Source organism: Dorea sp. AM13-35 (assembly GCF_003473885.1).
GTDB lineage: Bacteria > Bacillota > Clostridia > Lachnospirales > Lachnospiraceae > Dorea_D > Dorea_D hominis.
Map to the genome: position 1 here is coordinate 380,072 of NZ_QUCZ01000001.1, position 23,512 is coordinate 403,583.

General features: G+C 42.0%; 23 protein-coding genes and 1 other annotated feature. Of the genes, 21 read left to right on the forward strand and 2 right to left on the reverse strand.

Annotation, left to right across the window (positions count from 1 at the left end; translation table 11 throughout):
* Positions 1–431 precede the first annotated feature (431 nt).
* The 7 genes from DW152_RS01830 (at position 432) to DW152_RS01860 (ending at position 7,970) form a co-directional block, all read left to right on the forward strand.
* On the forward strand, positions 432–1,817 hold the full coding sequence (locus tag DW152_RS01830; protein ID WP_118287840.1) for an alanine/glycine:cation symporter family protein: 1,386 nt from the start codon (positions 432–434) through the stop codon (positions 1,815–1,817).
* An 81-nt stretch (positions 1,818–1,898) separates the two neighbouring features.
* Positions 1,899–2,147: a binding site (T-box leader), on the forward strand.
* Between the two features lie 122 nt (positions 2,148–2,269).
* Positions 2,270–3,301, forward strand: coding sequence for an ABC transporter substrate-binding protein (locus DW152_RS01835; protein ID WP_118287841.1), 1,032 nt, complete (start codon positions 2,270–2,272; stop codon positions 3,299–3,301).
* Positions 3,302–3,338: 37 nt separating this feature from the next.
* Complete coding sequence (locus DW152_RS01840; protein ID WP_118287842.1) at positions 3,339–4,211, forward strand: ABC transporter permease; 873 nt, start codon at positions 3,339–3,341, stop codon at positions 4,209–4,211.
* A complete protein-coding gene (locus DW152_RS01845) occupies positions 4,212–4,985 on the forward strand; it encodes an ABC transporter ATP-binding protein (protein WP_118287843.1) in 774 nt (257 codons plus the stop codon).
* A gap of 48 nt (positions 4,986–5,033) precedes the next feature.
* Positions 5,034–5,555 (forward strand): dUTP diphosphatase, encoded by a 522-nt coding sequence (locus DW152_RS01850; RefSeq protein ID WP_021861040.1) that lies wholly within the window; start codon positions 5,034–5,036, stop codon positions 5,553–5,555.
* A gap of 55 nt (positions 5,556–5,610) precedes the next feature.
* Positions 5,611–6,972 (forward strand): spore germination protein, encoded by a 1,362-nt coding sequence (locus tag DW152_RS01855; protein ID WP_021861039.1) that lies wholly within the window; start codon positions 5,611–5,613, stop codon positions 6,970–6,972.
* Positions 6,973–7,106: 134 nt separating this feature from the next.
* Positions 7,107–7,970: a DegV family protein gene (locus DW152_RS01860; RefSeq protein ID WP_118287844.1), complete on the forward strand. Its 864-nt coding sequence runs from the start codon at positions 7,107–7,109 to the stop codon at positions 7,968–7,970.
* Between the two features lie 226 nt (positions 7,971–8,196).
* On the opposite strand, the gene DW152_RS01865 is transcribed toward DW152_RS01860, so the two are convergent.
* The gene (locus DW152_RS01865) at positions 8,197–9,552 is read right to left on the reverse strand and encodes a sodium-dependent transporter (RefSeq protein ID WP_118287845.1); all 1,356 of its coding nucleotides are present in this window, start codon (positions 9,550–9,552) and stop codon (positions 8,197–8,199) included.
* 199 nt (positions 9,553–9,751) lie between these two features.
* On the opposite strand from DW152_RS01865, the gene DW152_RS01870 reads away from it, so the two are divergent.
* The 13 genes from DW152_RS01870 to DW152_RS01930 all read left to right on the forward strand — a co-directional run bounded on the left by DW152_RS01870 (position 9,752) and on the right by DW152_RS01930 (position 21,552).
* Positions 9,752–10,495, forward strand: a complete 744-nt coding sequence (locus DW152_RS01870; protein ID WP_158570014.1) for a helix-turn-helix domain-containing protein — start codon at positions 9,752–9,754, stop codon at positions 10,493–10,495.
* Positions 10,496–10,563: 68 nt separating this feature from the next.
* On the forward strand, positions 10,564–11,805 hold the full coding sequence (locus tag DW152_RS01875) for a D-alanyl-D-alanine carboxypeptidase family protein (RefSeq protein WP_330411786.1): 1,242 nt from the start codon (positions 10,564–10,566) through the stop codon (positions 11,803–11,805).
* Positions 11,806–11,849: 44 nt separating this feature from the next.
* Positions 11,850–12,653, forward strand: a complete 804-nt coding sequence (locus tag DW152_RS01880; protein WP_117537160.1) for an HAD-IIA family hydrolase — start codon at positions 11,850–11,852, stop codon at positions 12,651–12,653.
* A 3-nt stretch (positions 12,654–12,656) separates the two neighbouring features.
* Entirely contained in the window at positions 12,657–13,523 is an 867-nt protein-coding gene (locus DW152_RS01885) for a metallophosphoesterase (protein ID WP_330416704.1), read from the forward strand.
* 59 nt (positions 13,524–13,582) lie between these two features.
* Positions 13,583–14,359, forward strand: a complete 777-nt coding sequence (locus DW152_RS01890; protein WP_021860530.1) for a segregation and condensation protein A — start codon at positions 13,583–13,585, stop codon at positions 14,357–14,359.
* A complete protein-coding gene (gene scpB / locus DW152_RS01895) occupies positions 14,337–14,915 on the forward strand; it encodes an SMC-Scp complex subunit ScpB (protein ID WP_021860529.1) in 579 nt (192 codons plus the stop codon). Before DW152_RS01890 ends, scpB begins: the two co-directional genes overlap by 23 nt.
* A gap of 51 nt (positions 14,916–14,966) precedes the next feature.
* Positions 14,967–16,178: a D-alanyl-D-alanine carboxypeptidase family protein gene (locus tag DW152_RS01900; RefSeq protein WP_186855200.1), complete on the forward strand. Its 1,212-nt coding sequence runs from the start codon at positions 14,967–14,969 to the stop codon at positions 16,176–16,178.
* Positions 16,179–16,306: 128 nt separating this feature from the next.
* Positions 16,307–16,768, forward strand: coding sequence for a YbaK/EbsC family protein (locus tag DW152_RS01905; protein ID WP_021860527.1), 462 nt, complete (start codon positions 16,307–16,309; stop codon positions 16,766–16,768).
* A gap of 230 nt (positions 16,769–16,998) precedes the next feature.
* The gene (gene recA / locus DW152_RS01910) at positions 16,999–18,063 is read left to right on the forward strand and encodes a recombinase RecA (protein WP_021860526.1); all 1,065 of its coding nucleotides are present in this window, start codon (positions 16,999–17,001) and stop codon (positions 18,061–18,063) included.
* Positions 18,063–18,677 carry a regulatory protein RecX gene (locus DW152_RS01915; RefSeq protein WP_118287848.1) on the forward strand — a complete coding sequence of 205 codons (615 nt, stop codon included), beginning with the start codon at positions 18,063–18,065 and terminating at the stop codon, positions 18,675–18,677. Before recA ends, DW152_RS01915 begins: the two co-directional genes overlap by 1 nt.
* A 100-nt stretch (positions 18,678–18,777) precedes the next feature.
* Complete coding sequence (gene rny / locus DW152_RS01920) at positions 18,778–20,316, forward strand: ribonuclease Y (protein ID WP_207722368.1); 1,539 nt, start codon at positions 18,778–18,780, stop codon at positions 20,314–20,316.
* Between the two features lie 66 nt (positions 20,317–20,382).
* Positions 20,383–20,922 (forward strand): NUDIX hydrolase, encoded by a 540-nt coding sequence (locus tag DW152_RS01925; protein ID WP_118287849.1) that lies wholly within the window; start codon positions 20,383–20,385, stop codon positions 20,920–20,922.
* Positions 20,923–21,018: 96 nt separating this feature from the next.
* On the forward strand, positions 21,019–21,552 hold the full coding sequence (locus tag DW152_RS01930) for a stage II sporulation protein M (protein WP_118287850.1): 534 nt from the start codon (positions 21,019–21,021) through the stop codon (positions 21,550–21,552).
* On the opposite strand, the gene DW152_RS01935 is transcribed toward DW152_RS01930, so the two are convergent.
* On the reverse strand, positions 21,510–22,886 hold the full coding sequence (locus DW152_RS01935; RefSeq protein ID WP_118287851.1) for a polysaccharide biosynthesis protein: 1,377 nt from the start codon (positions 22,884–22,886) through the stop codon (positions 21,510–21,512). The two genes, DW152_RS01930 and DW152_RS01935, sit on opposite strands and share 43 nt — an antisense overlap.
* A 158-nt stretch (positions 22,887–23,044) precedes the next feature.
* Here DW152_RS01935 and DW152_RS01940 point away from each other — a divergent pair, with 158 nt between their 5' ends.
* On the forward strand, positions 23,045–23,509 hold the full coding sequence (locus tag DW152_RS01940) for an RrF2 family transcriptional regulator (RefSeq protein WP_021860520.1): 465 nt from the start codon (positions 23,045–23,047) through the stop codon (positions 23,507–23,509).
* Positions 23,510–23,512: the final 3 nt, after the last annotated feature.

Sequence of the window (23,512 nt, forward strand, 5' to 3'; positions counted from 1 at the left end):
TATGGAATATTTAAAACATATAATATACAAAAAATACTTGCATGCAAATTCCAAATATGGTAGTATAATTTTGTCAATTGGTTTAATGAATACAAGTTGTGCGAAAATTAGACTCCAAGGATGGAATTTCCCCGGAGTCTTTTTGTTATGGCAAAGAGGAAAATACACGCACTTATGCAAGTGCATCCTCGAACGCTAATCAGCGGATAAAACATACCAGTGTGTATTGACGAATACATGCAAGGACAACTTATTTGAAAAAAGATTTTCTAAAAATATTAGATAAAATGCCGAATTGTTCGATAATTATATAACAATTATTGATGTGTTCAATAAGTTCGGTTAAAATGTATTCAATAACTAAATAACCGGTATAGAAAGTACATGTACAGTAACTTAAGGACAGAGAATTCATGAAAAGGGGGCACATTATGTTAGAAGCAATTAATTCTGTCGTTACCGCAATTAATGGTGTTGTATGGGGCTGGCCGATGATCATACTCTTGTTTGGAACTCATCTTTATATGACTTTCCGGACAGGATTCATCCAGTGGAAGTCCGTAACAAAAGGAATCAAGTTATCTGTAACAAAGGATCCGGAAGCAGAAGGAGAAGTATCACAGTTTGGTGCGCTTACGACTGCTCTGGCGGCAACAATCGGAACTGGTAATATTATAGGTGTAGGAACAGCAATCGCTCTTGGTGGACCGGGGGCAGTTCTCTGGATCTGGCTTACCGGCGTTTTTGGAATCGCAACAAAATATGCAGAGTCACTGATCGCGGTGAAGTATCGTGTAAAGACAGACGATGGACGTATGCAGGGTGGTGCTATGTATGCGTTGGAGCGTGGATTGAATATGAAGTGGTTAGGTCTTCTGTTTGCTATTTTCGGAGGATTTGCTTCATTCGGTATCGGATGTGCAACGCAGGTGAACGCAATTGCAACAGTCTGCTATACAAACTTCCACATTCCAAGATGGCTGGTAGGTGTGGTAGTTGCAATATTAACAGCAATTGTTATTTTCGGTGGAATCAAAGCGATTGCAAATGTATGTGAGAAGCTTGTTCCATTTATGGCAATTTTCTATGTACTGGGATGTATCGTGATTCTCTGTATGAATTATGATTACATAATTCCAGCACTTGGAGTCATATGTCGGCTTGCATTTACACCAGGCGCAGCAGCAGGTGGTCTGGTAGGAAGCGGAATTATGATGGCACTCCGGTTTGGTGTAGCAAGAGGGCTTTTCTCCAATGAATCCGGTCTTGGATCTGCGCCGATCGCAGCAGCGGCAGCACAGACAAGGAATCCGGTCCGTCAGGCTCTGGTATCTTCTACAGGAACATTCTGGGATACTGTTGTTGTATGTGCAATGACAGGTCTTGTACTTGTAACAACAATTATGAAGAACCCATCGATTAATGCAGATGAGATCCCGGATGGTGGTGTCTTGACATCTCTTGCATTTGGTCAGATTCCGGTTCTTGGACCGATCATTCTGACACTTGGTATTATTTCATTTGCATATTCTACTGTTCTTGGATGGGCATATTACGGAGAACGCTGTGTAGAATATTTTGCCGGCAAAAAAGTATTATTACTGTATCGTTGCCTGTATGTGGCAGTTGCAGTTATCGCACCGGTTGTAGCGCTGGATCTTGTATGGCTGATCGCAGATACATTGAATGCGCTGATGGCGATACCAAACCTTGTGGCAGTATTGTTGTTGTCAAATGTTATCGTCAGTGAAACGAAGAAATACATCAACGATCTCGACGCAAAAGATGACACACCAATTCCGGTTATTAAAGATTAGTTAAAAATTTGAGTTACAAAATTAATCAAAGTTGTTCTTGACAAATATACTTTAATGAAGTAAAGTAGTGATTGTAGATAAGCAAAACCGTTGAGAAAGAGTAGTAGATTATCTGATGACATTACAGAGAGCGATGGGTGGTGGAACATCGTATGGAATGGATAATTGAATGGCCTTTCGAGGGCAGTCTGAAATCTTTGAGAGTAGGGCTTGTCGGGAACCGAACCCGTTATCAATCAGGAGTGTATGTTAGTACATGAGAAAAGTGGACGATTCGTCAAGTTGAGTGGTACCGCGATAATATTTCAGAATAATATTACCGTCTCAAACCGATAGGTTTGAGGCGGTTTTCTTATTTTATAAGACTTCCTTATCTGTCAGTCGGTCCCGATCATTTTTCTCTCCTAACAGGAAACAAAAATCAATAAACACAGAAAAAGGAGAAAAAGACAATGAAAAAAAGAGTATTAGCAGCAGTATTAGCAACAATGATGGCAGCAACGATGATGGCAGGATGTGGAAAGTCAGAGACAAAGAGTGAAGCAAAGAAAGATAGTTACACAATCGGTATTGAACAGTTCGCAGAGCACGGTTCACTGGACAACTGCCGGGAAGGTTTCTTAAAAGGACTGGAAGACGAAGGAATCAAAGAAGGCAAGAATCTGAAAGTTAAGTATAAGAATGCAGCCGCAGATATGGGAACTGCCGGACAGATTTCGGACAGTTTTGTTTCAGATAAAGTGGACCTGATCTGTGCGATCGCAACACCAAGTGCACAGAGTGCATACAATGCAGCAATGGACAAAGACATTCCGGTTATTTATACAGCCGTTACCGATCCGGTAAGTGCTGAACTTGCAGACAAAGATGGCGAAGCCGTAGGAAATACAACCGGAACATCTGACAAACTTCCGATAAAAGAACAGCTGGAAATGATCCGTAAGATGTTACCGGATGCAAAAAAGATCGGAATCATGTATACAACGAGTGAAGCAAATTCTGTATCTGCGATCAAAGAATATGAAAGCCTTGTAAAAGATTATGGATTTACACTTGTGAAGAAAGGAATCTCAACAACAGCAGATGTTTCACTTGCTGCAGATGATCTGTTAAGCAAAGTGGACTGCATCACAAACCTGACAGACAACACGGTCGTATCTTCCCTGCCGACAATTCTTGACAAAGCAAATGCAAAGAAGATCCCGGTATTCGGAAGTGAGATCGAACAGGTTAAGATCGGATGCCTTGCAGCAGAAGGACTGGATTACATTGCACTTGGAGAGCAGACAGGTAAGATGGCAGCACAGGTATTAAAAGGTGAAAAGAAAGCAGAAGAAATGAACTATGAAACCATTAAAAAACCTGGTTTCTATGTAAATAAAAAAGTAGCTTCTAATCTTGGAATCAAAGTTCCGGATGAACTATCCAAGAGTGCAGTAGAGAGTTTTGACGAGATCACAGCAAGCAAAAAGACAGATAAATAAGAAGAATTAAGAAAGTAATGTTTTGGGAGGAAGTTTCATGGATTTTATCGTAACGATTTTAGAACAGGGGCTGATATATGCAATATTGGCACTGGGTGTATATATTACTTATAAGATACTGGATTTTCCGGATCTGACGGTAGATGGAAGTTTCCCTCTGGGAGCAGCTGTAACGGCTGCTCTCATTACAAGAGGGATGAATCCTTATCTGACACTGCCGGTTTCCTTTTTGGCAGGAGTGCTGGCAGGTGTATGCACCGGACTGATTCATGTGAAATGTAAAGTAAGAGATCTGCTGTCCGGAATTATTATGATGACGGCACTGTGGACTGTAAATCTTTACATTGCAGGTACAGCGAATGTACCGCTTTTTTCTCAGGACAGTATTTTTAAAAATGATTTTCTGACAGGAATTGTACCGGAGAGTATGAAAAGTTATGTGACGCTGATCGTCGTACTCATCCTTGCGGTTGTATGCAAGATCATTCTGGATTTTTATATGAATACAAAGTCCGGATACCTGCTCCGGGCAGTCGGAGATAACGAGACAGTCGTAACTGCACTTGCAAAAGATCAGGGCAATGTGAAAATATTAGGACTTGCAATTGCAAATGGACTTGTATCTCTGGCAGGATGTGTATTTGCACAGGAAGAGCGTGTGTTTGAAATCTCCATGGGAACAGGTGCGATCGTTATCGGACTTGCGAGCGTAATCATCGGAACAAGTATTTTCAAGAAAATCTCGTATGTAAAGACGACAACAGCGGTCATTATCGGTTCGATCATTTACAAAGCATGTGTGGCGGTTGCAATCCGTAACTTTGAACCGCAGGCAATGAAGCTGATCACAGCAGTATTATTCCTGATCATTTTGGTCATCAGTATGGAAAGAAAGACGAAGGTGAAATAGATGTTAGAATTAAAAGGAATTCACAAATATTATAATCCGGGAACAGTCAATGAGATGTGTCTGTTTGATGATTTTGGACTTCAGATTGGAAAAGGTGAATTTGTATCCGTAGTTGGAAGCAACGGCTCCGGCAAGACATCTATGCTGAATCTGATCTGTGGCAGTATTTCACCGGAAAAAGGCAGTATTCTGATGGATGGAAAGGATATTACAAAAGAAAAAGAATATAAAAGAAATCTCCGGATTGGAAGAGTATACCAGAATCCAGCGATGGGAACCTGTCCTTCCATGACGATCCTTGAAAATATGGCACTTGCCGACAACAAAGGAAAAATGTATGGACTTTTGCGGGGAACAAATAAGAACCGCATTTCTTATTACAGAGAACAGTTATCCAGACTGAATCTCGGACTGGAAGATAAGATGAGTGTGAAAGTCGGTGTATTGTCCGGTGGTCAGAGACAGGCGATGGCACTTCTGATGTCAACGATGACACCGATTGATTATCTGATCCTCGATGAGCATACGGCAGCGTTAGATCCAAAGACGGCAGACCTTATCATGGAACTGACCGATCAAATCGTAAAGGAGAAAAATCTTACAACGATTATGGTAACACATAATCTCCGTTATGCAGTAGAGTATGGGAATCGGCTTCTTATGATGCATCAGGGAAAAATTGTTTTAGATAAGAAGAAAGAGGAAAAAGAAGCAACCTCTATTGATGATATTCTTACAATGTTTAATGAAATCAGTATTGAATGTGGGAACTAAATAATGGTATGCTATATGATAGTTGATCAAAATAAGGAGAATTATGATATGGCTAAGAGAATTGCACAGTTTGAAAAAGTAAGTTTTGTACAGTTTAAAGAAGGATACAAAGATGCATTCGGAGATGTTTCGGATGAAGAAATCCGGGGAATTTATGAAAAAATAAAACTTCCAAGACGAGCAACAGCAGGTTCGGCAGGATATGATTTCTTCATGCCTGTGACGAAGACATTAAAAGTGCAGGAGACATTAAAAGTTCCGACAGGAATTCGTGTGAAGATGGATGAAAACTGGGTACTGAAATGCTATCCGAGAAGTGGTCTTGGATTCAAATACCGTCTGCAGCTTAATAATACAGTTGGAATTATTGACAGCGATTATTATGGCTCCGATAATGAGGGACATATTTTCGCAAAGCTGACAAATGACGGAAAAGAAGGGAAAGAAGTCGAATTAAAAGAAGGTACCGGATTTATGCAGGGAATTTTCGTTGAATATGGAATTACCGTCGATGATGATGTAGAAGAAGTACGCAACGGAGGATTCGGAAGCACCACAAAGAGTGAATAAGATAAAAGAAAAAGGACATCCTAACTGTCAGTAAGACAGTGGAGGGTGAACATATATGAAAGACGGGAAAAAGATTACCGCTTCAAGAGAAGAAAGCACATCCTATATGAATCAGACTCTCCCGATGAGGGAGAGCTTTGACCTGATTCAGCGCGATCTGATGATCGGCGAAAGGATGGCTTCTTTTTATTTTATCAATGGTCTGAATAAAGACGATGATATGTTAAAGCTGATGGATGCACTTTTAAAGATCAAAAAAGAAGATATGCCGGCAGGGATTCTGCAATTTATGGAAATGGCGATTCCCTATACGGAAGTAGAGCTAATAGAAGATTTTGACCAGGTGTTAAAAAATCTGTTTTCTGGTGTTACCTGTCTTTTTGTGGATGGCTATGAGGGGGCAATCGCAATCGATTGCCGTACTTATCCAGCAAGAAGTGTGGAAGAGCCGGATAAAGATAAATCACTTCGTGGTTCCAGAGATGGTTTTGTCGAGACTGTTGTCAGCAATACGGCAATGATAAGACGAAGGATAAGGAGCGAGCATCTTGTAATGGAGATGCAGGAGGTTGGCGACAGTTCGCGCACAGATATTGCCATCTGCTATATGAAAGACCGGGTGAACAAGGAGATTCTCTGCGATTTAAGACAGAAAGTCCTTTCAATCCGAACCGATGATCTCAGAATGAACCAACAGAGTCTTGCAGAATGTCTGATGAAGAGAAAGTGGTACAATCCATTTCCGAAATTTAAGTTTACAGAACGACCGGATACGGCTGCGGCATGTCTTTTTGAAGGAAAAGTGGTTCTGCTGGTAGATAATTCTCCATCAGCGATGATCTTGCCGACATCGATCCTGGACGTCATAGAGGAAGCAAATGATTATTATTTTCCAACACTTACAAGAGTGTATCTGAAATCAGCGAGAGGGCTGATTAGCTTTTTGACGATTTTTTTAACACCGGTGTTTCTTCTGCTTATGCAGAATTTGAACTGGCTCCCGAAAATGTTTGCGTTTGTGGCAGTAAAAGATATGATAAATATTCCGCTTATTTTCCAATTGTTGATTCTGGAGATTGCAATTGACGGATTAAGACTTGCAGCTCTTAATACACCGAGTATGTTAAGCACACCGCTCAGTGTGATCGCAGGTCTTGTGATGGGAGAATTTTCTGTAAAGTCCGGCTGGTTTAACAGTGAGGTAATGTTATACATGGCTTTTGTGGCTGTCGCTAATTACACCCAGCCGAATTTTGAACTTGGCTATGCACTCAAATTTATGCGGCTTCAATTGCTTATATTGACTGCTCTCTTTAACTGGATCGGTTTTCTGATCGGATGTATCGTTGTGGTGTGTAGTATCTGTTTTAATAAGACATTGTCCGGGTGGAGTTATCTGCATATACGGTTAAACTGATACGCCGGAAAATGTGAACAAACCGTAATAATTTTGGTGTAATTTTGGTGTAAGTTGGTGTAGTATTATGTTTTGCATATCCTGTTTCCAGGTGGTATAATGTAGCCAACCTAAGAAATAGGAGGATTTGAAAGATGAGTGAATATGTAATTTCTGTCAACAGTACAGTTGACTTACCAAAGGAATGGCTTGAGAAGAGAGCTGTTCCGGTGATTCCGTTAAAATATACGATAGATAAGGAAACTTATGATGATATGTCAGGTCTTACGTCAAAGGAATTTTTCCAAAAGTTAAGAGAAGGAAAGATGGCTGTGACGACACAGGTAAACCCGGAGCAGGCAAAAGAAGGTCTGGAGAAGATTGTAAGAGAGGGAAAAGATATCCTTCATCTGGCATTTTCTTCCGGACTCAGCGGTACATATAACAGTATGCGGATTGCGGCAGAAGAGCTGAAAGAAGAATATCCGGAGCGTAAGATCATCGTGATTGACACGTTGTGTGCTTGTATGGGAGAAGGACTTCTTCTGTATTATGCACTGAAACATAAGAAGGAAGGCATGTCCGTTGAAGAACTTGCAGACTGGGTAGAGCAGAATAAATTACATGTCTGCCACAATGTCACAGTAGATGACCTGCATCATCTGCAGAGAGGCGGGCGTGTGTCAAAGACAGCGGCAGTTCTCGGAACAATGGTACAGATTAAGCCGATCATCCATGTAGATGACGAAGGTAAGCTGCAGGTGATCGGTAAAGAGAGAGGAAGAAAACGTTCTATCCAGAAGATTGTAGATATGTCTGTAGAGCGTTCAAAAGGATGGGATAATGAGATTATCATGATCACACATGGAGACTGCCCGGAAGATGCAGAATATCTGGCAAAAGTTGTCCGTGAGAAGATGGGAGTGGAGAATATTCTTATCAATAATATCGGAACCGTGATTGGAAGCCATACCGGTCCGGGTGTACTGGCGGTATTCCATATGGGTGGAAAGAGATAGGCAAAGAAGCCTGCTCAGATCTTGCCAGACAGTCTATGGATGGAAAGATTCAAAAGGCAGTCAGTCAATGGCGATTTTTACGAGCTTCTGGTAATCAAATAAACAGCGGACAGGATTTTAGAAAATATTAACTGAAATCCTGTCCGTTTTATCTTGGGAAGAAAGTCCCAAATTATCATATTCTGCTGTTGGTGTATAATGTATTCCTGTAGTTGCAATATACTTCTTACAGAGTAAAGATTCCTAATGCACTTGCTACGGAACTTAAGAGGATCAGCACAAGGAAGATCGGAGCGATCCATTTGATCATAACTGCAAATAATTTTTCGCCTTTAAACGTTCCATCTGTCACTTTTACTTCGTCTGCGATCGTAGATGGCTTAATTACAAAACCGATAAAGATACAGGTGAAGAATGCTACGATCGGCATTAGTACGCTGTTGCTGACAAAGTCCATAATATCAAGTACAGACATTCCCATCCAGGAAATGAAACTGAGTGGACCGAATCCGAGAGAAGACGGAACACCCATAACAAGTGCCAGAATTGTTACAAACACACAGGTTCCTTTTCTTGTCCAGCCAAGTTTATCTCTTAAGATTGATACAATCGTCTCCATCAGTGAAATTGCGGAAGTAAGCGCCGCAAAGAACACAAGCAGGAAAAATACTGTTCCGACAACATTGCCAAATTTCATATTGCCAAATACTTTTGGAAGTGTAATGAACATTAGCCCCGGACCTGCCTGCAGTGCAGAACTGTCACCACCGGAAAATGAGAATACTGCTGGGATAATCATAAGACCTGCAAGGAAAGCAACACCGGTATCGAATATTTCAATCTGTCGTACAGAACTTTCCAGATGATTTTCTTTCTTCATATAGGAACCATATGTGATCATAATACCCATGGCAAGTGACATGGAATAAAAGAGCTGTCCCATAGCTGCAAGGATTGTCTTCGCGGATACGTCAGCCATATGTGGTTTCAGATAGTAAGAAAGTCCGTCCATGGCACCGTCGATCGTCAGTCCATATAAGGCAACGAACAGAGTTAGAAGAACGAGGATCGGCATCATGAATTTGCTGACCTTTTCGATACCCTGCTCTACACCAAAACCAACGATAACTGCTGTAACTGCAATAAACAAGAAAAACCATCCGATCGGTTCGAATGTTCCGCCAATGAAATCTGTAAAATAACTGTCGCCCGCTGCTGCGTGACCGGAACCAGTGACAAATACGAAAAAGTATTTGACAACCCATCCACCGATAACGGAATAATACGGGAAAATAATGATCGGCACTGCTGATGCCAGAATACCGAGAAACTTGAATCTTTTATCAAGTATAGTGAAAGCACCAATGGCGCTGAGTCCTGTCTTACGTCCGATTGCGATCTCTGCGGTCATCAGTGTAAAACCAAATGTGACTGCCAAGATCAGGTAAATAAATAAAAACGTTCCTCCACCATATTTTGCAGCGAGGTAGGGGAATCGCCAGATGTTACCGAGTCCTACCGCAGATCCGGCGGCTGCCAGTACGAAACCGAGCTTGCCGGAAAAACTACTTCTTTTTTGCATGTTAAAACCTCCTCTAATGATAAGCATTCCTTATAGATGTATTGTGTTATATTATGACACGAAAAACTTGTATTTTCAAGAAAAAATCATGCGAAATACACAATTTGAAGGATGAAAATATAACTCAACTGACAGTGTGGTGAGAAAAATAAGAAATTATGTTATGATATGGGCAGTGAATCAGAGAGGAGTACAGAATATGATTGATGTACGGAAGACGGGAAAATTTATAGCACAGTGCAGACATGAAAAAAATCTGACACAGAAAGAATTAGGAGACAGACTGAATGTAACAGACCGTGCAGTTTCCAAATGGGAAAACGGAAGGTCCTTTCCAGATGTGAATCTGATCGAGGAGATTTGCAGAGAGCTGGATATCGAAGTAAGTGAACTGTTGGCCGGGAAAAAGATAGAACCGGAGCATTATAAAGAAGAGACCGAAAAGATGCTTATGGGAACAGTAAGAGAAAATACGATGCACAGGTTTCAGCTGATTATTTATCTGTTGATGACTTTACCATATGTATTAATATTATTGCCGATATTATGGGGGGATCCGGTATGGATGTTGAATGTACTGTTCTGGCCAGAAGGAAATGTATTGCTACTAAAAGGACGAAGCATATTGTTGATTGGTCTTATTATAGTGTTCATGTGGTGTGGTTCCTATCTGGAACGTTACCTGCCGGAAAAAAATCTCAGACATTCCAGCAAGAAAGTAGAACTGTTTTATGCAACTATGGGAGCTGCATGGATGATCTGTAGTGTTGGCGCAGGTGCTGTAATAAATGGAATTAAAGCAGGTGGTATAGAAGGAATTGCAGCGGCAGGTATTGGAACAGTGATAACGGTTAGATGCAGTATCATTTATTTCAAGAGAGCGATAGAAACAGCAAGAGCAAACAAAGAAAAGTATGAAGAGGAGAACCCGGAGGAAAAATAGATTTTACTCATATTTTATGTAAGCATTTATTATATTAGTAGTAACTACATAAAATTGGTGGATGCCGGATGAAACAGATTATAAAAAGAGGGATAGTGTTTTTGCTAGCGGTTGTTATGATGACCTGCCAGAGCAGTATCTTAAGTCTGGCGGAAGAAGAAAGGGAAACTACAGAAAATACAGATAATGAAGAAAAAGAGCAGAAGGAGACAGAGGATACAAAAGAAATGGTATCGGCTCCGTCTGCTCTTTTAATGGAAGTATCGACTGGGAAAGTTTTGTATGAAAAGAATGCAGATGAGAAACGCCCGCCTGCAAGCGTAACGAAGATTATGACACTTCTGCTTGTATTTGACGCACTGGATGCTGGAAAAATAAAACTGGAAGATCCGGTGACCGTTTCTGAGTATGCTGCATCTATGGGTGGTTCCCAGGTATTTCTTGAACCGGGAGAGACACAGAGCGTTAAGACGATGATCAAATGTATTGCTGTGGCAAGCGCCAATGATGCGGCAGTGGCAATGGCAGAACATGTCGGAGGCAGTGAGAAAGTGTTTGTCGGACAGATGAATAAGCGAGCAGAAGAGCTGGGAATGATGCATACACATTTTAAGAACTGTAACGGTCTGGATACAGACGGACATGAGACAACAGCAAGAGATATTGCAAAAATGTCGAGAGAGATGCTGCGTAAACACCCTCAGATTGAAAAGTATTGCAAAATCTGGATGGAAGACATTACACACGAGACGAAAAAAGGAAAGACAACATTCGGACTTAGCAATACGAATAAACTGATCAGGCATTATGCATATGCAACCGGACTGAAAACAGGTTCTACCGGAAAAGCAAAATTCTGCATTTCTGCGACTGCAAAAAAAGACGATGTAGAACTGATCGCAGTGATCATGGCGGCAGATGACAGTAAGAAGCGGATGAAAGATGCCATTTCTCTTCTGGAATATGGATTCGGCTCATGCAAAGTATACCGGGAGAAAGAAAATCTGAAATTAAAAGAGATAAAACTGATACGCGGCAAAAAAGATATGTTTAAAATTATGACGGAAAAAAGGTTTTCCTATGTCCTGTCACAGGGAGAAGATATATCCAAAATCAAGCGTTCTCTTCATATAAAGAAGAATCTGCATGCACCGGTGAAGAAAGGTGACAAAGTGGGAACAATAGAATATACACTGGATGGAAAGTCGATTGGAACTGTTCCGGTTGTATCGAAAGAAAGTATCGGCAGACAGAGATTATTTGATGTTATCCGGGAGTTTGCGTCTTCTTTTCTGTTTGCAAAGTCCTGACATTAATTATATACTGTTACTGAATGAAATGAAGGAGAACATATATGCTGAAAGACAAAAGATATTTTTTATTTGACATAGACGGAACATTGGCAGTGGACGAGACTTTATATGACGGAACAAAAGAACTGCTGGATTATATAGAGGAAATTGGAGGAAAATCCTTTTATATCACAAATAATTCTGTGAAAAGCAGAAAAGATTATATAGAAAAATTTGCCCGCTGGGGGATCCGGGCGGAGGCATCCCAGTTTATGACAGCATCTTATGCAACCTGTGAGTATTTGAAAGCGCACTATGCCGGAAAAAAGCTTTTCGTTCTCGGTACACCATCTTTCAGAAAAGAAGTAGAAGAATGTGGATTGTTTGTAACAGAGCAGGTAGAGCCGGATGTTGCCTGTGTTGTGGCAGGATTTGACCGGACGCTTCATTATGGAAAAATCGAGACAGCCTGTGAATTGCTTCTTCGCACGGAAGTGGATTATATCGGTACAAATCCAGATTACCGTTGTCCGACAGCGTTCGGCTTTGTGCCGGATTGTGGTGGAATCTGTGAAATGTTAAAAGTGACGGTTGACCGGACGCCTTATTATGTCGGGAAACCGAATCCGGAGATTGTACGGATGTGTATGGAACAGGTGAATGCCAGGCCGGAAGAAGTGCTGGTAGTCGGAGACCGTTTGTATACGGATATTGCCTGTGGCATCAATGCCGGAGTGCAGACGGCACTCGTCTATACAGGGGAAGCAAAGCCGGAAGACTTAAAAGAGACAGAATATATGCCGGATTATGCATTCGCAGATATTCGTACACTGTTGCAGGCATTTAAGAGGGCAAAAGGAGAGTAAGCCGTGCAGATCATAGCAGAAATTATTCTCGTTCTGGCTATTCTTGCCGGAATCGAGATTTACAGAGAAGTACATTGTTTTAAGAGAACCGATTATGCGATCGTATCTGAAAAACTGAATATTCCGGAAGGGAAAGAAAAGAAAATTGTATTTTTAAGTGATCTTCATAATCAGCAATACGGACAGAATAATGAGAACCTTGTAAAAGCGATCCGTGAGTCTGATCCGGATTTTATCTGGATTGGCGGTGATATGTTGATCGGAAAAGAAGATACCGATTATACGCCGGCGCTTTCTTTTGTAAAAGAAATAACCGGGATCTGCCCGGTTTATTGTGCGAGTGGTAACCACGAGCAGCGTATGAAAGAGAACCCGGAAGATTATCAATATTCTTATGTGGAATACAAAGAAGTATTGGAGGCTTACGGAGTACATTTTCTGGAAAATGAAACAGTGCGTTTTGCGGAGTATAATATCACACTTCGCGGGCTGGAGATTCCGTTAGCCTGTTATCGGCGTTTCCGGAAAGGTACGCTTACTGTGGAAGAAATAATCGAACGGATCGGACAGCCAGATGAGACAACGTACGAGGTATTGCTTGCACATAATCCAACTTATATGGAGACATATCAGAAGTGGGGGGCGGATCTTGTGCTGTCCGGACATCTGCATGGAGGTGTGGTGAGAATACCGGGAATCTTAGGGGTTATTTCTCCGGCATTTGAACTATTTCCGAAATATTCAGGTGATCTGTACCGGGATGGCGACAAAATCAGTGTTGTAAGCAAAGGTCTTGGAACGCATACATTTCATATCCGTCTGTGGAATCCGGCGGAATTTATCGTATTGCATTTGAAAACTTGTAATTAACAGGAAAATTCTGTATAATAAATAAGTTACGGTATATGAAAATAATGTGAGGATGAGAAATGGGAATTCCGGTAAAACTACAGGTGTTTGAAGGTCCGTTGGATCTGCTTTTACATTTAATAGACAAAAATAAAATAGATATTTATGATATTCCAATCGTAGAGATCACAAACCAGTACATGGACTACATCAAAGCCATGGAACGGGAAGATCTGAATATTATGAGTGAGTTCCTCGTTATGGCGGCTACGCTTCTGGATATTAAGTGCCGGATGCTACTTCCAAAAGAAGTGACGGAAGACGGGGAAGAGGAAGATCCGAGACAGGAATTAGTAGAACAGTTACTGGAATATAAGATGTATAAATTCATGTCCTATGAGTTGAAGGACAGAGAGACAGATTCGGAAGGAATCCTGTACAAGGAAGCAACTATTCCGGAAGAAGTCATGGAATATGTGGAGCCGGTCGATCTGGACAAGCTATTAGGAGATCTTACGCTGGCAAAACTGAACCGTATTTTCAAAGATGTCATGAGACGTCAGGTGGACAAAGTCGATCCGGTGCGGAGCAAATTCGGTAAAATCGAAAAAGAAGAAGTGACGCTGACAGACAAGCTTGGCTATGTTTATGAGTATGCAAAGGAACACAGAAACTTTAGTTTCCGGAGTCTTCTGACAAAGCAAAGTTCAAAAACACAGGTTGTGGTAACATTTCTTGCGATTTTGCAGATGATGAAGGAAGGACAGATCAGTATCAGTCAGGAACAGCCGTTTGATGACATTCTGATCACTTCGCATGTAGGAGAAGAAAGGTATGGAGACAGTGGAGATCAATAGATTAGAAAGCGCAATAGAAGCAATTTTATTTACAATGGGAGACTCTGTGGAACTTGGCAAGATTGCATCTGCCATTGAACACGATGAAGAGACAACAAGAAAGATCGTCCATCAGATGATGGATAAATACCAGGCAGAAGACCGTGGAATCCAGATCGTAGAACTGGAGGATTCTTTCCAGTTATGTACGAAAAAGCAAAATTATGATTATCTGATCCGTATCGCCAAACAGCCGAGACGGTATGTGCTTACAGATGTCCTGCTGGAAACGTTGTCGATTATTGCGTACAAACAGCCGGTGACGAAGCTGGAGGTTGAAAAGATCAGAGGTGTGAAGTCGGATCATGCAGTGAATAAACTGGTGGAATATAACCTTGCCTGTGAAGTGGGAAGGCTGGATGCGCCGGGTAAACCGATTTTGTTTGGAACGACAGAAGAATTTCTGCGCAGATTCAGTATCCAGTCTGTAGATGATCTTCCGGTTCTGAATCCGGAACAGGTGGAGCATTTCAAATCAGAAGCGGAAGAAGAAGTGCAGCTAAAATTAGATGTATAGATTCTGGACTGTCTGCATACATTTAGGATAGTAATGTATGGGCGGTGCAATATGAAAAATAGAAGAAACAGAGCATGTATTTTGCTTATCGTTTTTCTTGTGAGTTGGTGGAGCCGGAAACCGGTTGCAGTTAAAGCAGAGGGAGAACAGTTTGCAGAACAGTTATACGCCCGGTCGGCAGTCCTGATGGATGCAGATAGTGGGCGTATTTTATTTGAAAAAGAAGGAAATGCGGTGCGCCCGATGGCAAGCACAACGAAGATTATGACGTGTATTCTGGCACTGGAAGAAGGAAAAACAGACAGTGAAGTAAAAGTATCAGAAAAGGCATGCCGACAGCCACAGGTCCGTCTCGGCGTGCGGAAAGGAGAAAATTACAGACTGAAAGATCTGTTATATTCGCTGATGCTGGAGTCCCATAACGACAGTGCAGTGCTGGTTGCGGAAAACGTTGCCGGGAGTGTACAGGAATTTGCTGTGGAAATGAATAAAAAAGCGAAAGAGATTGGATGCAAAGATACACACTTTGTGACACCGAACGGTCTGGATGGAACAGATGAAAAAGGTGCACATCGGACGACAGCAGAAGATCTTGCACGGATTTTCCGATATTGCATCACAGAATCGCCAAAACGAGAACAGTTTCTTGAGATTACACGAAAGGAGATGTATTCGTTCCAGAACATCGAGCAGACAAGGACATTTTCCTGCCGGAATCATAATGCGTTTTTGAAAATGATGGATGGGGCACTAAGCGGAAAAACGGGATTTACAGCGAAAGCAGGATACTGCTATATCGGAGCGTTAAAAAGTGATAACCGGACATTTATTGTGGTACTTCTTGCCTGCGGGTGGCCAGGGAACCGTTCTTATAAATGGAAAGATACGAGAAAACTGATGGAGTATGGACTGAAAAATTATCAAAAGGCAGAGTTTCCGGATGAAGAAGGAATCCAGGTATATATAAAGGATGCTGTAAATAAAGGAAATCCATACCAGAAAGGGGAACATCTGACGGCACATATCCAGAAAGAAACAGAGAAAATCCTGATGAGAAAAGATGAAAAATTGGAAGTAAAAAAGAAGATTCCGAAGAATCTGCATGCGCCGGTGAAAAAGGGAGAACAGATTGGTGAAGTACAGTATTTCCTTAACGGAAAAGCCGTGTGTGCCTGCCCGGTTATTGCAGATGAAACGGTAGAAGCCCGTTCACCGGGAGGATGTCTTGCGTTTGTTATGAAAAAGCTGTTTTTGTCACCATAGCATTAGGATGGAGCAATCAGTGGCAGGTTTTGCAGGTAAAAGGATTTCATATGGGACGGTTGCGCTTGTGCAAAGAAAAAAGTATAATGTTTTACATATGACAAAAGACGAAAACGAGGAATAAAAACATGGCAATTGAAAAAGTAAAAGCATATTTTAAGAATTATGGGATGGAAGACAGAGTCATGGAGAAAGATAGTTCCAGTGCAACGGTGGAAGAGGCAGCAGATGTATTAGGCTGCGAGCCGGGAAGAATCGCTAAGACACTGTCTTTTCATCTGGATGAAAAAGTAATCTTGATCGTAACGGCAGGAGATAAGAAGATTGACAATAAGAAATACCGTACAGAGTTTGGAAGCAAAGCGCATATGCTGAAATTCGAGGAAGTAGAACTGCTGGTAGGTCATGCGGTCGGCGGCGTATGTCCGTTTGCTGTCAATGAAGGCGTAGAGGTATATCTGGATGAATCACTCAAAGCTTATAAAACGGTCTATCCGGCAGCAGGAAGCGGCAACAGCATGATCCAACTTACGATTCCGGAACTGGAGCGATACGGACAGTGTAAGAAATGGATCGACGTGTGTAAATAAAGTGTGGCGATATCAGAAATTCTCTTTGACTTGTTCCGGAGAGTATGCTAGAGTAAAAATGTATTTAAGCATGCTGAATATATAAATACATTCTGTAATTCAACATCGGCACTTCGCCGGATTATTTCACAGAGAGAGACGAAAGTATATTGACAAAACAGAACAAGTGTACTACTATTGTAAACAGAAAAACGAACATGCGTTCGTCACGAGAGAAGGAGATAACTTTTATGGCAGGTAATGATACAAAGAATGAGAATAAGAAGAAGGCATTAGATGCAGCCATTGCAAAGCTGGAGAAGGATTTCGGTAAAGGTACGGTTATGAAGCTGGGAGATCCGGCAGCACAGGTTGCAGTTGAGACAATTCCGACAGGATCTCTGAGTCTGGATATCGCGCTCGGTATGGGCGGTGTGCCGAAGGGACGAATTGTAGAAATTTACGGACCGGAGTCCAGTGGTAAGACAACGGTTGCGCTTCATATGATTTCAGAAGTGCAGAAGCAGGGCGGTATTGCCGGTTTTATCGATGCAGAGCATGCGCTGGATCCGGTATATGCAAAGAATATCGGTGTAGATATTGATGAGCTTTATATCTCACAGCCGGACAGTGGAGACCAGGCGCTGGAGATTGCGGAGACGATGGTGCGCTCCGGAGCTATGGATATTATTGTTATTGATTCGGTAGCGGCTCTTGTACCGCGACAGGAGATCGAAGGAGATATGGGAGATTCACACGTTGGTCTGCAGGCAAGACTGATGTCTCAGGCGTTGCGTAAACTGACGCCTGTAATCAGCAAGTCCAATTGCGTCGTGATCTTTATTAACCAGCTGCGTGAAAAAGTCGGTGTTATGTTTGGCAATCCGGAGACAACTACCGGCGGACGTGCACTGAAGTTCTACGCATCTGTCCGTATGGATGTCAGAAGAATTGAGACATTGAAGCAGAGTGGTGAGATGATCGGTAACCGTACAAGAGTGAAGATTGTGAAGAATAAGATTGCGCCTCCGTTTAAGGAAGCAGAATTTGATATTATGTTTGGTAAGGGAATCTCCAAAGAAGGAGACATCCTTGATCTCGCAGTAAACCTTGGACTGGTAAGCAAGAGTGGATCCTGGTTTGCGTATAATGGTGATAAGATCGGGCAGGGACGTGAGAATGCCAAGAACTATCTGACAGAACACCCGGATATCATGGAGGAACTGGATCACAAGATCCGCAAGCACTATGCATTTGAAGACGGTGAAGAGGAAGAAGAACAGACAGAGACTCCAAAGAAAGCTGAGAAAGAGTAATGACAGTCACCAGAGTGGAACCACTGACAAAGACAAAGTTCCGCATCTATATAGATGAACATCCGGCATTTGTTCTCTATCAGGGAGAGGTTAAGCGGTATCATTTGGCAGAGAGCCGGGAGATAACAGAAGACATATATCAGAAGATCCGGAGTGAGATTGTACTGAAACGTGCAAAGCTTCGAGCCATGCATTTACTGACAGATATGGGGAGAACGGAGGAGCAACTCCGTACGAAGCTTAAGCGTGGAGGCTATCCGGATGATATCGTGAAGGAAGTAATTGCTTATGTGAAGTCTTTCGGCTATATCAATGATGCGGCTTATGCCCGCAGCTTTATCGACAGCAGGAAGGATAAAAAGAGCAAGAGAGAGATTTATGCGGCGCTGGCAGAGAAGGGAATCGCAAGAGATGAGATTGACGAGGCGATGGAAGAGTGTTACGGGCATGAAGATGCCAGACATGCGATCATGACGCTTCTTGCAAAGAAGCATTATGACCCGGAGACGGCGGATCATGTGCAAACCCGCAAAATACTGGGCTATCTGACGAGAAAAGGATTCCGCTATGAAGACATACGTCAAGTAATACAAGTTTCTGAGGGGAGCGCTTGACATCTTTGGTAAAACAGTATAAAATTTAAGTGTTGTATTTGTACGTTGTATTTTTACAATAAAAATTAAATAAGGAGGTGCTCCTGTGCCGGACGGAATTATGATTGCTGTTACAGTAGTGCTTGTCATAGCAGGTGTAATCATCAGTCATTTTGTTACAGTTTCGAATCTGCGTAAGAATGCAGAATCGAAGATCGGAAATGCAGAATCAAAGGCGCGTGAGATCATTGATGATGCAGTGAAGACGGCTGAGGCAAAGAAAAAGGAGTCTCTCTTGGAAATTAAAGAAGAGTCTATCAAGAACAAGAATGAACTTGAAAAAGAGACAAAGGAACGCAGAGCTGAATTACAGCGTTATGAGAAGCGTGTACTTTCCAAGGAAGAGACTTTGGACAAGAAAGCAGATGCTATAGAAAAGCGTGAAGCAGGATTTGCAGCAAAGGAAGAACAGCTCAGACAGCGTGAAACTAAAGTAGACGAGCTGAGTAAGCAAAGGGTACAGGAACTAGAAAGAATCTCAGGACTTACCTCCGAACAAGCAAAAGAATATTTGTTGAAAACTGTTGAAGAAGATGTGAAACATGACACTGCCAAGATGGTAAAAGAACTGGAAGCCCAGGCAAAGGAAGAAGCGGACAAGAAAGCAAAGGAATATGTAGTAACTGCTATTCAGCGCTGTGCCGCGGATCATGTTGCTGAGACTACGATTTCCGTAGTACAGCTTCCAAGTGATGAGATGAAGGGCAGAATTATTGGTAGAGAGGGACGTAATATTCGTACACTGGAGACGATGACAGGTGTTGAACTGATTATTGATGATACACCGGAAGCAGTTGTCTTATCCGGATTTGATCCAATAAGAAGAGAAGTTGCACGTATTGCACTTGAAAAATTAATTGTTGACGGACGTATTCATCCGGCAAGAATTGAGGAGATGGTGGAAAAGGCACAGAAAGAAGTCGATACGATGATTCGTGAAGAAGGAGAAGCAGCAGCGTTAGAAGTCGGTGTTCACGGAATCCATCCGGAACTGATCAAGCTTCTTGGACGTATGAAGTTCAGAACAAGTTATGGTCAGAATGCGCTGAAACATTCTATGGAAGTTGCACAGTTATCCGGACTTCTTGCAGGGGAAATCGGACTGGATGTCCGTACTGCTAAGAGAGCAGGACTTCTGCACGACATCGGTAAATCTATAGATCATGATGTAGAAGGATCGCATATTCAGATTGGTGTGGATCTTTGTAGAAAATACAAAGAGTCTGCAACGGTTATTAATGCTGTCGAAGCACATCATGGAGATGTAGAACCGGAAACTCTGATTGCATGTGTTGTACAGGCTGCAGATACGATTTCTGCTGCAAGACCGGGTGCGAGAAGAGAAACATTAGAAACATATACAAACAGGTTAAAACAATTAGAAGATATCACCAACCAGTTCAAGGGTGTTGATAAATCTTTTGCAATTCAAGCAGGTAGAGAGATTCGTGTTATGGTAGTTCCAGAACAAGTATCTGATGCAGATATGGTATTAATGGCCAGAGATATAGCAAAGCAGATTGAGTTTGAACTCGAATATCCTGGACAGATCAAAGTCAATGTAATCCGTGAATCACGTGTTACAGACTATGCCAAGTAGAAGATAAAATATAGGCAGAATCGGTGAATATCGGTTCTGCCTTTTGTTATGGCAAGGAGGTAAATTATGAGCAACGAAGTAAAGAGAGTAAGCAGAGAACTGGCTTATACAGGAACAGTTCTAAAAATATACAAAGACCGTATGGAATTTTCGAATGGCAATCATGAAGACTGGGATTTTATTCACCATGACGGAGCGGCTGCCGTAATTCCGGTTATGGATGACGGCAAGATTCTGATGGTCACACAGTACCGTAATGCACTGGAGCGGGATACACTGGAAATCCCGGCAGGAAAGCTGGATGCACCAGGAGAGCCTGGAATCGAATGCGCAAGAAGAGAACTGGAAGAAGAGACCGGCTACAGGGCGGAGAATATAGAGTGGCTTATGGATCTGCGTACAACGGTCGCATTTTGTGATGAAAAGGTAGAGATTTTTCTAGCAAGGGATCTCAAACCTGCGAAACAGCATTTGGATGAGAATGAATTTATCCAGGTGAAAGCATATACATTGGAGGAGTTAAGGGAGATGATCTTTACCGGCAAGATTGAAGATTCCAAGACAATCGCATCAATTTTGGCATACGAATCCAAATACTGTCATTAAATGTATTTATTTTAGATAAGCCTCTTGAAAAACACTGTCATTAGTAAGAAGAATCCTGACATATAATAAATTATCTTTAGGTCGGGAGGCGTGGCAATGCGTGAACATACAAAAATCTGGGTAGCAGTATATGCAGTGGGAGTGATGGCAGGAATCCTGTATGCGAATTTGATTGCGCAGGAGTCCATCATGCAGATGGGAATATTTGCAGAAAAACATTTAACAGAGAGCGTGAAAGTGTGCGTACCTGGACTGGAATATATATGGTATATTGTGCGTATGCGCCTGTTACCACTTTGCATTCTTACGCTTGCAGGGGCAACAAGATGGAAAAAGACAAGTGCGGTACTGTTTTTTCTATGGACAGGTTTTCTGGCAGGCGTATTGTTCTGCGCAGCAGTTTTACAACTTGGAATAAAAGGAATATTTATCTGCGTGCTGGCACTGTTGCCACATATGCCTTTCTATGTCGCGGCATATGTGGCAATATTGATCTATTTACTGAATTATCCTGTTGTAAGCCGCTGGAATATAAATAAGACAACTGGTGTGTTAATTCTGTTTGCTATCGGTATTTTCCTGGAATGCTATGTGAGCCCAGCTGTTCTTCGGTTCGCACTGAATCTGTAATGATAATGCAGATAAATGAAACAGAAACAAAACATAAATATCTGGCTTAACAGTAGTCCGGTCAGGTATCCTCGGATTCCGTATGCCGGGATGCTGAGATAGATACTTGCAATACGGATGAGTATTGTAAACATATTGATGAAAAGGGATATGCCAGCTTTACCGATTCCGTTTAAAATACTGATAAATGTTGTATTCGTATACAGAAATGGACAGATCCATGCGAGTGTAAAAATGTATCTGGATGCTAAAGGACTGTGAAAGAGACATACTCCTATAAAAGAGCTTGAAAGCAGAAGCAGGATACAACATGTGCTTCCGAGCAAAATGCACGTAGTTGTCACTTTACGTATCAGACGACGTAATTTTCGGATATTGTTTTCTGCTTCAATCTGTGCAACAGATGGCAGGATCATTGTTGCAAGAGATCCGGTCAGCGCACTTGGAAACAGGACACACGGAAGTGCCATTCCGGTCAGTACACCGTAGATACGAAGAGATTCATTCCGATCCAGACCGTAATATTGTAGATTCCATGGAATGGAGAATGCCTCCAGACATTGCAGCAGTGTAAGCATGATCCGGCTTACGGTAAGCGGAATTGAAAAACGAAGCAGTGAAAGAAATGCCTTTAAATTATCCAGACAGCACAGCCTTCGGAGAAAAAGGATGTCTGTTGATTTGCGGGATGATAATGTCTCGGAATATGAATTTAAACTGTGGAGACAATACCATGCTGCGGCAGCTTCGCCTGCGATCATTCCAAGTACTGCAACGGAGACAGAAAAATGCTGCCCGTGTCGGATGCCAAAAGAATAGACTGCATATACAGAAAGAATTCGGACAGACTGTTCCAGAAGTTGAGACCAGGCGGGAATTTTAGCCTGTTTCATACCGAAATAATAGCCGAGGATACAGCAGTGGATGGCAGCAAAAGGAAAACAGTAAGAGAGCAGGAGCAGCAGGGATTTGCATGCCGGTTCTTTCAACAGCGTACATGCGATGTCATGTGCATAGTGCTGCGTAAAAAGCATAAGAATCACCGAGAGAAAAACAGTATAAATCATAGAAGTAAAAAGAAGCAGGTCTGTTTCTTTTTTTTTCCCTTTAGCAACGTAACCGGCAACATGTCGGGAAAGCGCAGTCTGGATTCCGGCGCATGTTATGGCAATTCCCAGTGTATAGACCGGGAAAATGAGCTGATACAGCCCGACATTTGCTTCGCCGAAGATGTGACTTAAATACATACGGTAGAAAAAACCGAGGAATCGTGATATAAAAGCGGCAAGGGTCAGAACAAAGGTTCCTTTCAGGATGATGTGTTTCTCTGTCATAAACAGACTCCTTTCGGTCGGAAAACCGCTGAAAATATTATTATATTATATTTGAATGAAGTCCTTGACAGAACTTTAAGAGGGTGCTATTCTACAAAAGGAAAAATCCTAGTAATTTAGTGGGAATTGAATTGGTAGGAATTAAAGAAGGTGATGAGATGAAGCTCTCCACGAAAGGCAGATATGGCTTAAGGGCAATGATAGATCTTGCCAGATACAGTGAAGAGGAACCGGTTTCTATTGGAAGTATTGCAATGAGACAGGGAATTTCCGAACGGTATCTGGAGCAGCTCGTGGCTAAGATGAAGAAAGCAGGTCTGGTGAAGAGTATCCGGGGAGCCTCCGGCGGGTATGTACTGGCAAAAGATTCCAGTGAGATTTCAGTGGGAGATATTTTGCGGGCACTCGAAGGAAGTCTGGAACCGGTCAAATGTGCAGCTTTTTTTTCAGAAGAAGGATGTATGGCTTCTGAAGGCTGTGTAACCAAATATGTCTGGCAGAGGATCAACGACAGCATCAATCATGCAGTTGATGAGATGATGTTAGATGAACTGGTAAAAGAAAGCAAAGAAATGAATCCACACGGTGTATATGATCATACGAAGTGTACTCATTCAGAATAGAAA

Bases quoted from the DNA above. Each gene is read 5' to 3' on its own strand.
- DW152_RS01830 (WP_118287840.1), top strand. From the start codon at position 432: ATGTTAGAAGCAATTAATTCTGTCGTTACCGCAATTAATGGTGTTGTA.
- DW152_RS01835 (WP_118287841.1), top strand. From the start codon at position 2,270: ATGAAAAAAAGAGTATTAGCAGCAGTATTAGCAACAATGATGGCAGCA.
- DW152_RS01840 (WP_118287842.1), top strand. From the start codon at position 3,339: ATGGATTTTATCGTAACGATTTTAGAACAGGGGCTGATATATGCAATA.
- DW152_RS01845 (WP_118287843.1), top strand. From the start codon at position 4,212: ATGTTAGAATTAAAAGGAATTCACAAATATTATAATCCGGGAACAGTC.
- DW152_RS01850 (WP_021861040.1), top strand. From the start codon at position 5,034: ATGGCTAAGAGAATTGCACAGTTTGAAAAAGTAAGTTTTGTACAGTTT.
- DW152_RS01855 (WP_021861039.1), top strand. From the start codon at position 5,611: ATGAAAGACGGGAAAAAGATTACCGCTTCAAGAGAAGAAAGCACATCC.
- DW152_RS01860 (WP_118287844.1), top strand. From the start codon at position 7,107: ATGAGTGAATATGTAATTTCTGTCAACAGTACAGTTGACTTACCAAAG.
- DW152_RS01865 (WP_118287845.1), bottom strand. From the start codon at position 9,552: ATGCAAAAAAGAAGTAGTTTTTCCGGCAAGCTCGGTTTCGTACTGGCA.
- DW152_RS01870 (WP_158570014.1), top strand. From the start codon at position 9,752: ATGATTGATGTACGGAAGACGGGAAAATTTATAGCACAGTGCAGACAT.
- DW152_RS01875 (WP_330411786.1), top strand. From the start codon at position 10,564: ATGAAACAGATTATAAAAAGAGGGATAGTGTTTTTGCTAGCGGTTGTT.
- DW152_RS01880 (WP_117537160.1), top strand. From the start codon at position 11,850: ATGCTGAAAGACAAAAGATATTTTTTATTTGACATAGACGGAACATTG.
- DW152_RS01890 (WP_021860530.1), top strand. From the start codon at position 13,583: ATGGGAATTCCGGTAAAACTACAGGTGTTTGAAGGTCCGTTGGATCTG.
- scpB (WP_021860529.1), top strand. From the start codon at position 14,337: ATGGAGACAGTGGAGATCAATAGATTAGAAAGCGCAATAGAAGCAATT.
- DW152_RS01900 (WP_186855200.1), top strand. From the start codon at position 14,967: ATGAAAAATAGAAGAAACAGAGCATGTATTTTGCTTATCGTTTTTCTT.
- DW152_RS01905 (WP_021860527.1), top strand. From the start codon at position 16,307: ATGGCAATTGAAAAAGTAAAAGCATATTTTAAGAATTATGGGATGGAA.
- recA (WP_021860526.1), top strand. From the start codon at position 16,999: ATGGCAGGTAATGATACAAAGAATGAGAATAAGAAGAAGGCATTAGAT.
- DW152_RS01915 (WP_118287848.1), top strand. From the start codon at position 18,063: ATGACAGTCACCAGAGTGGAACCACTGACAAAGACAAAGTTCCGCATC.
- rny (WP_207722368.1), top strand. From the start codon at position 18,778: ATGATTGCTGTTACAGTAGTGCTTGTCATAGCAGGTGTAATCATCAGT.
- DW152_RS01925 (WP_118287849.1), top strand. From the start codon at position 20,383: ATGAGCAACGAAGTAAAGAGAGTAAGCAGAGAACTGGCTTATACAGGA.
- DW152_RS01930 (WP_118287850.1), top strand. From the start codon at position 21,019: ATGCGTGAACATACAAAAATCTGGGTAGCAGTATATGCAGTGGGAGTG.
- DW152_RS01935 (WP_118287851.1), bottom strand. From the start codon at position 22,886: ATGACAGAGAAACACATCATCCTGAAAGGAACCTTTGTTCTGACCCTT.
- DW152_RS01940 (WP_021860520.1), top strand. From the start codon at position 23,045: ATGAAGCTCTCCACGAAAGGCAGATATGGCTTAAGGGCAATGATAGAT.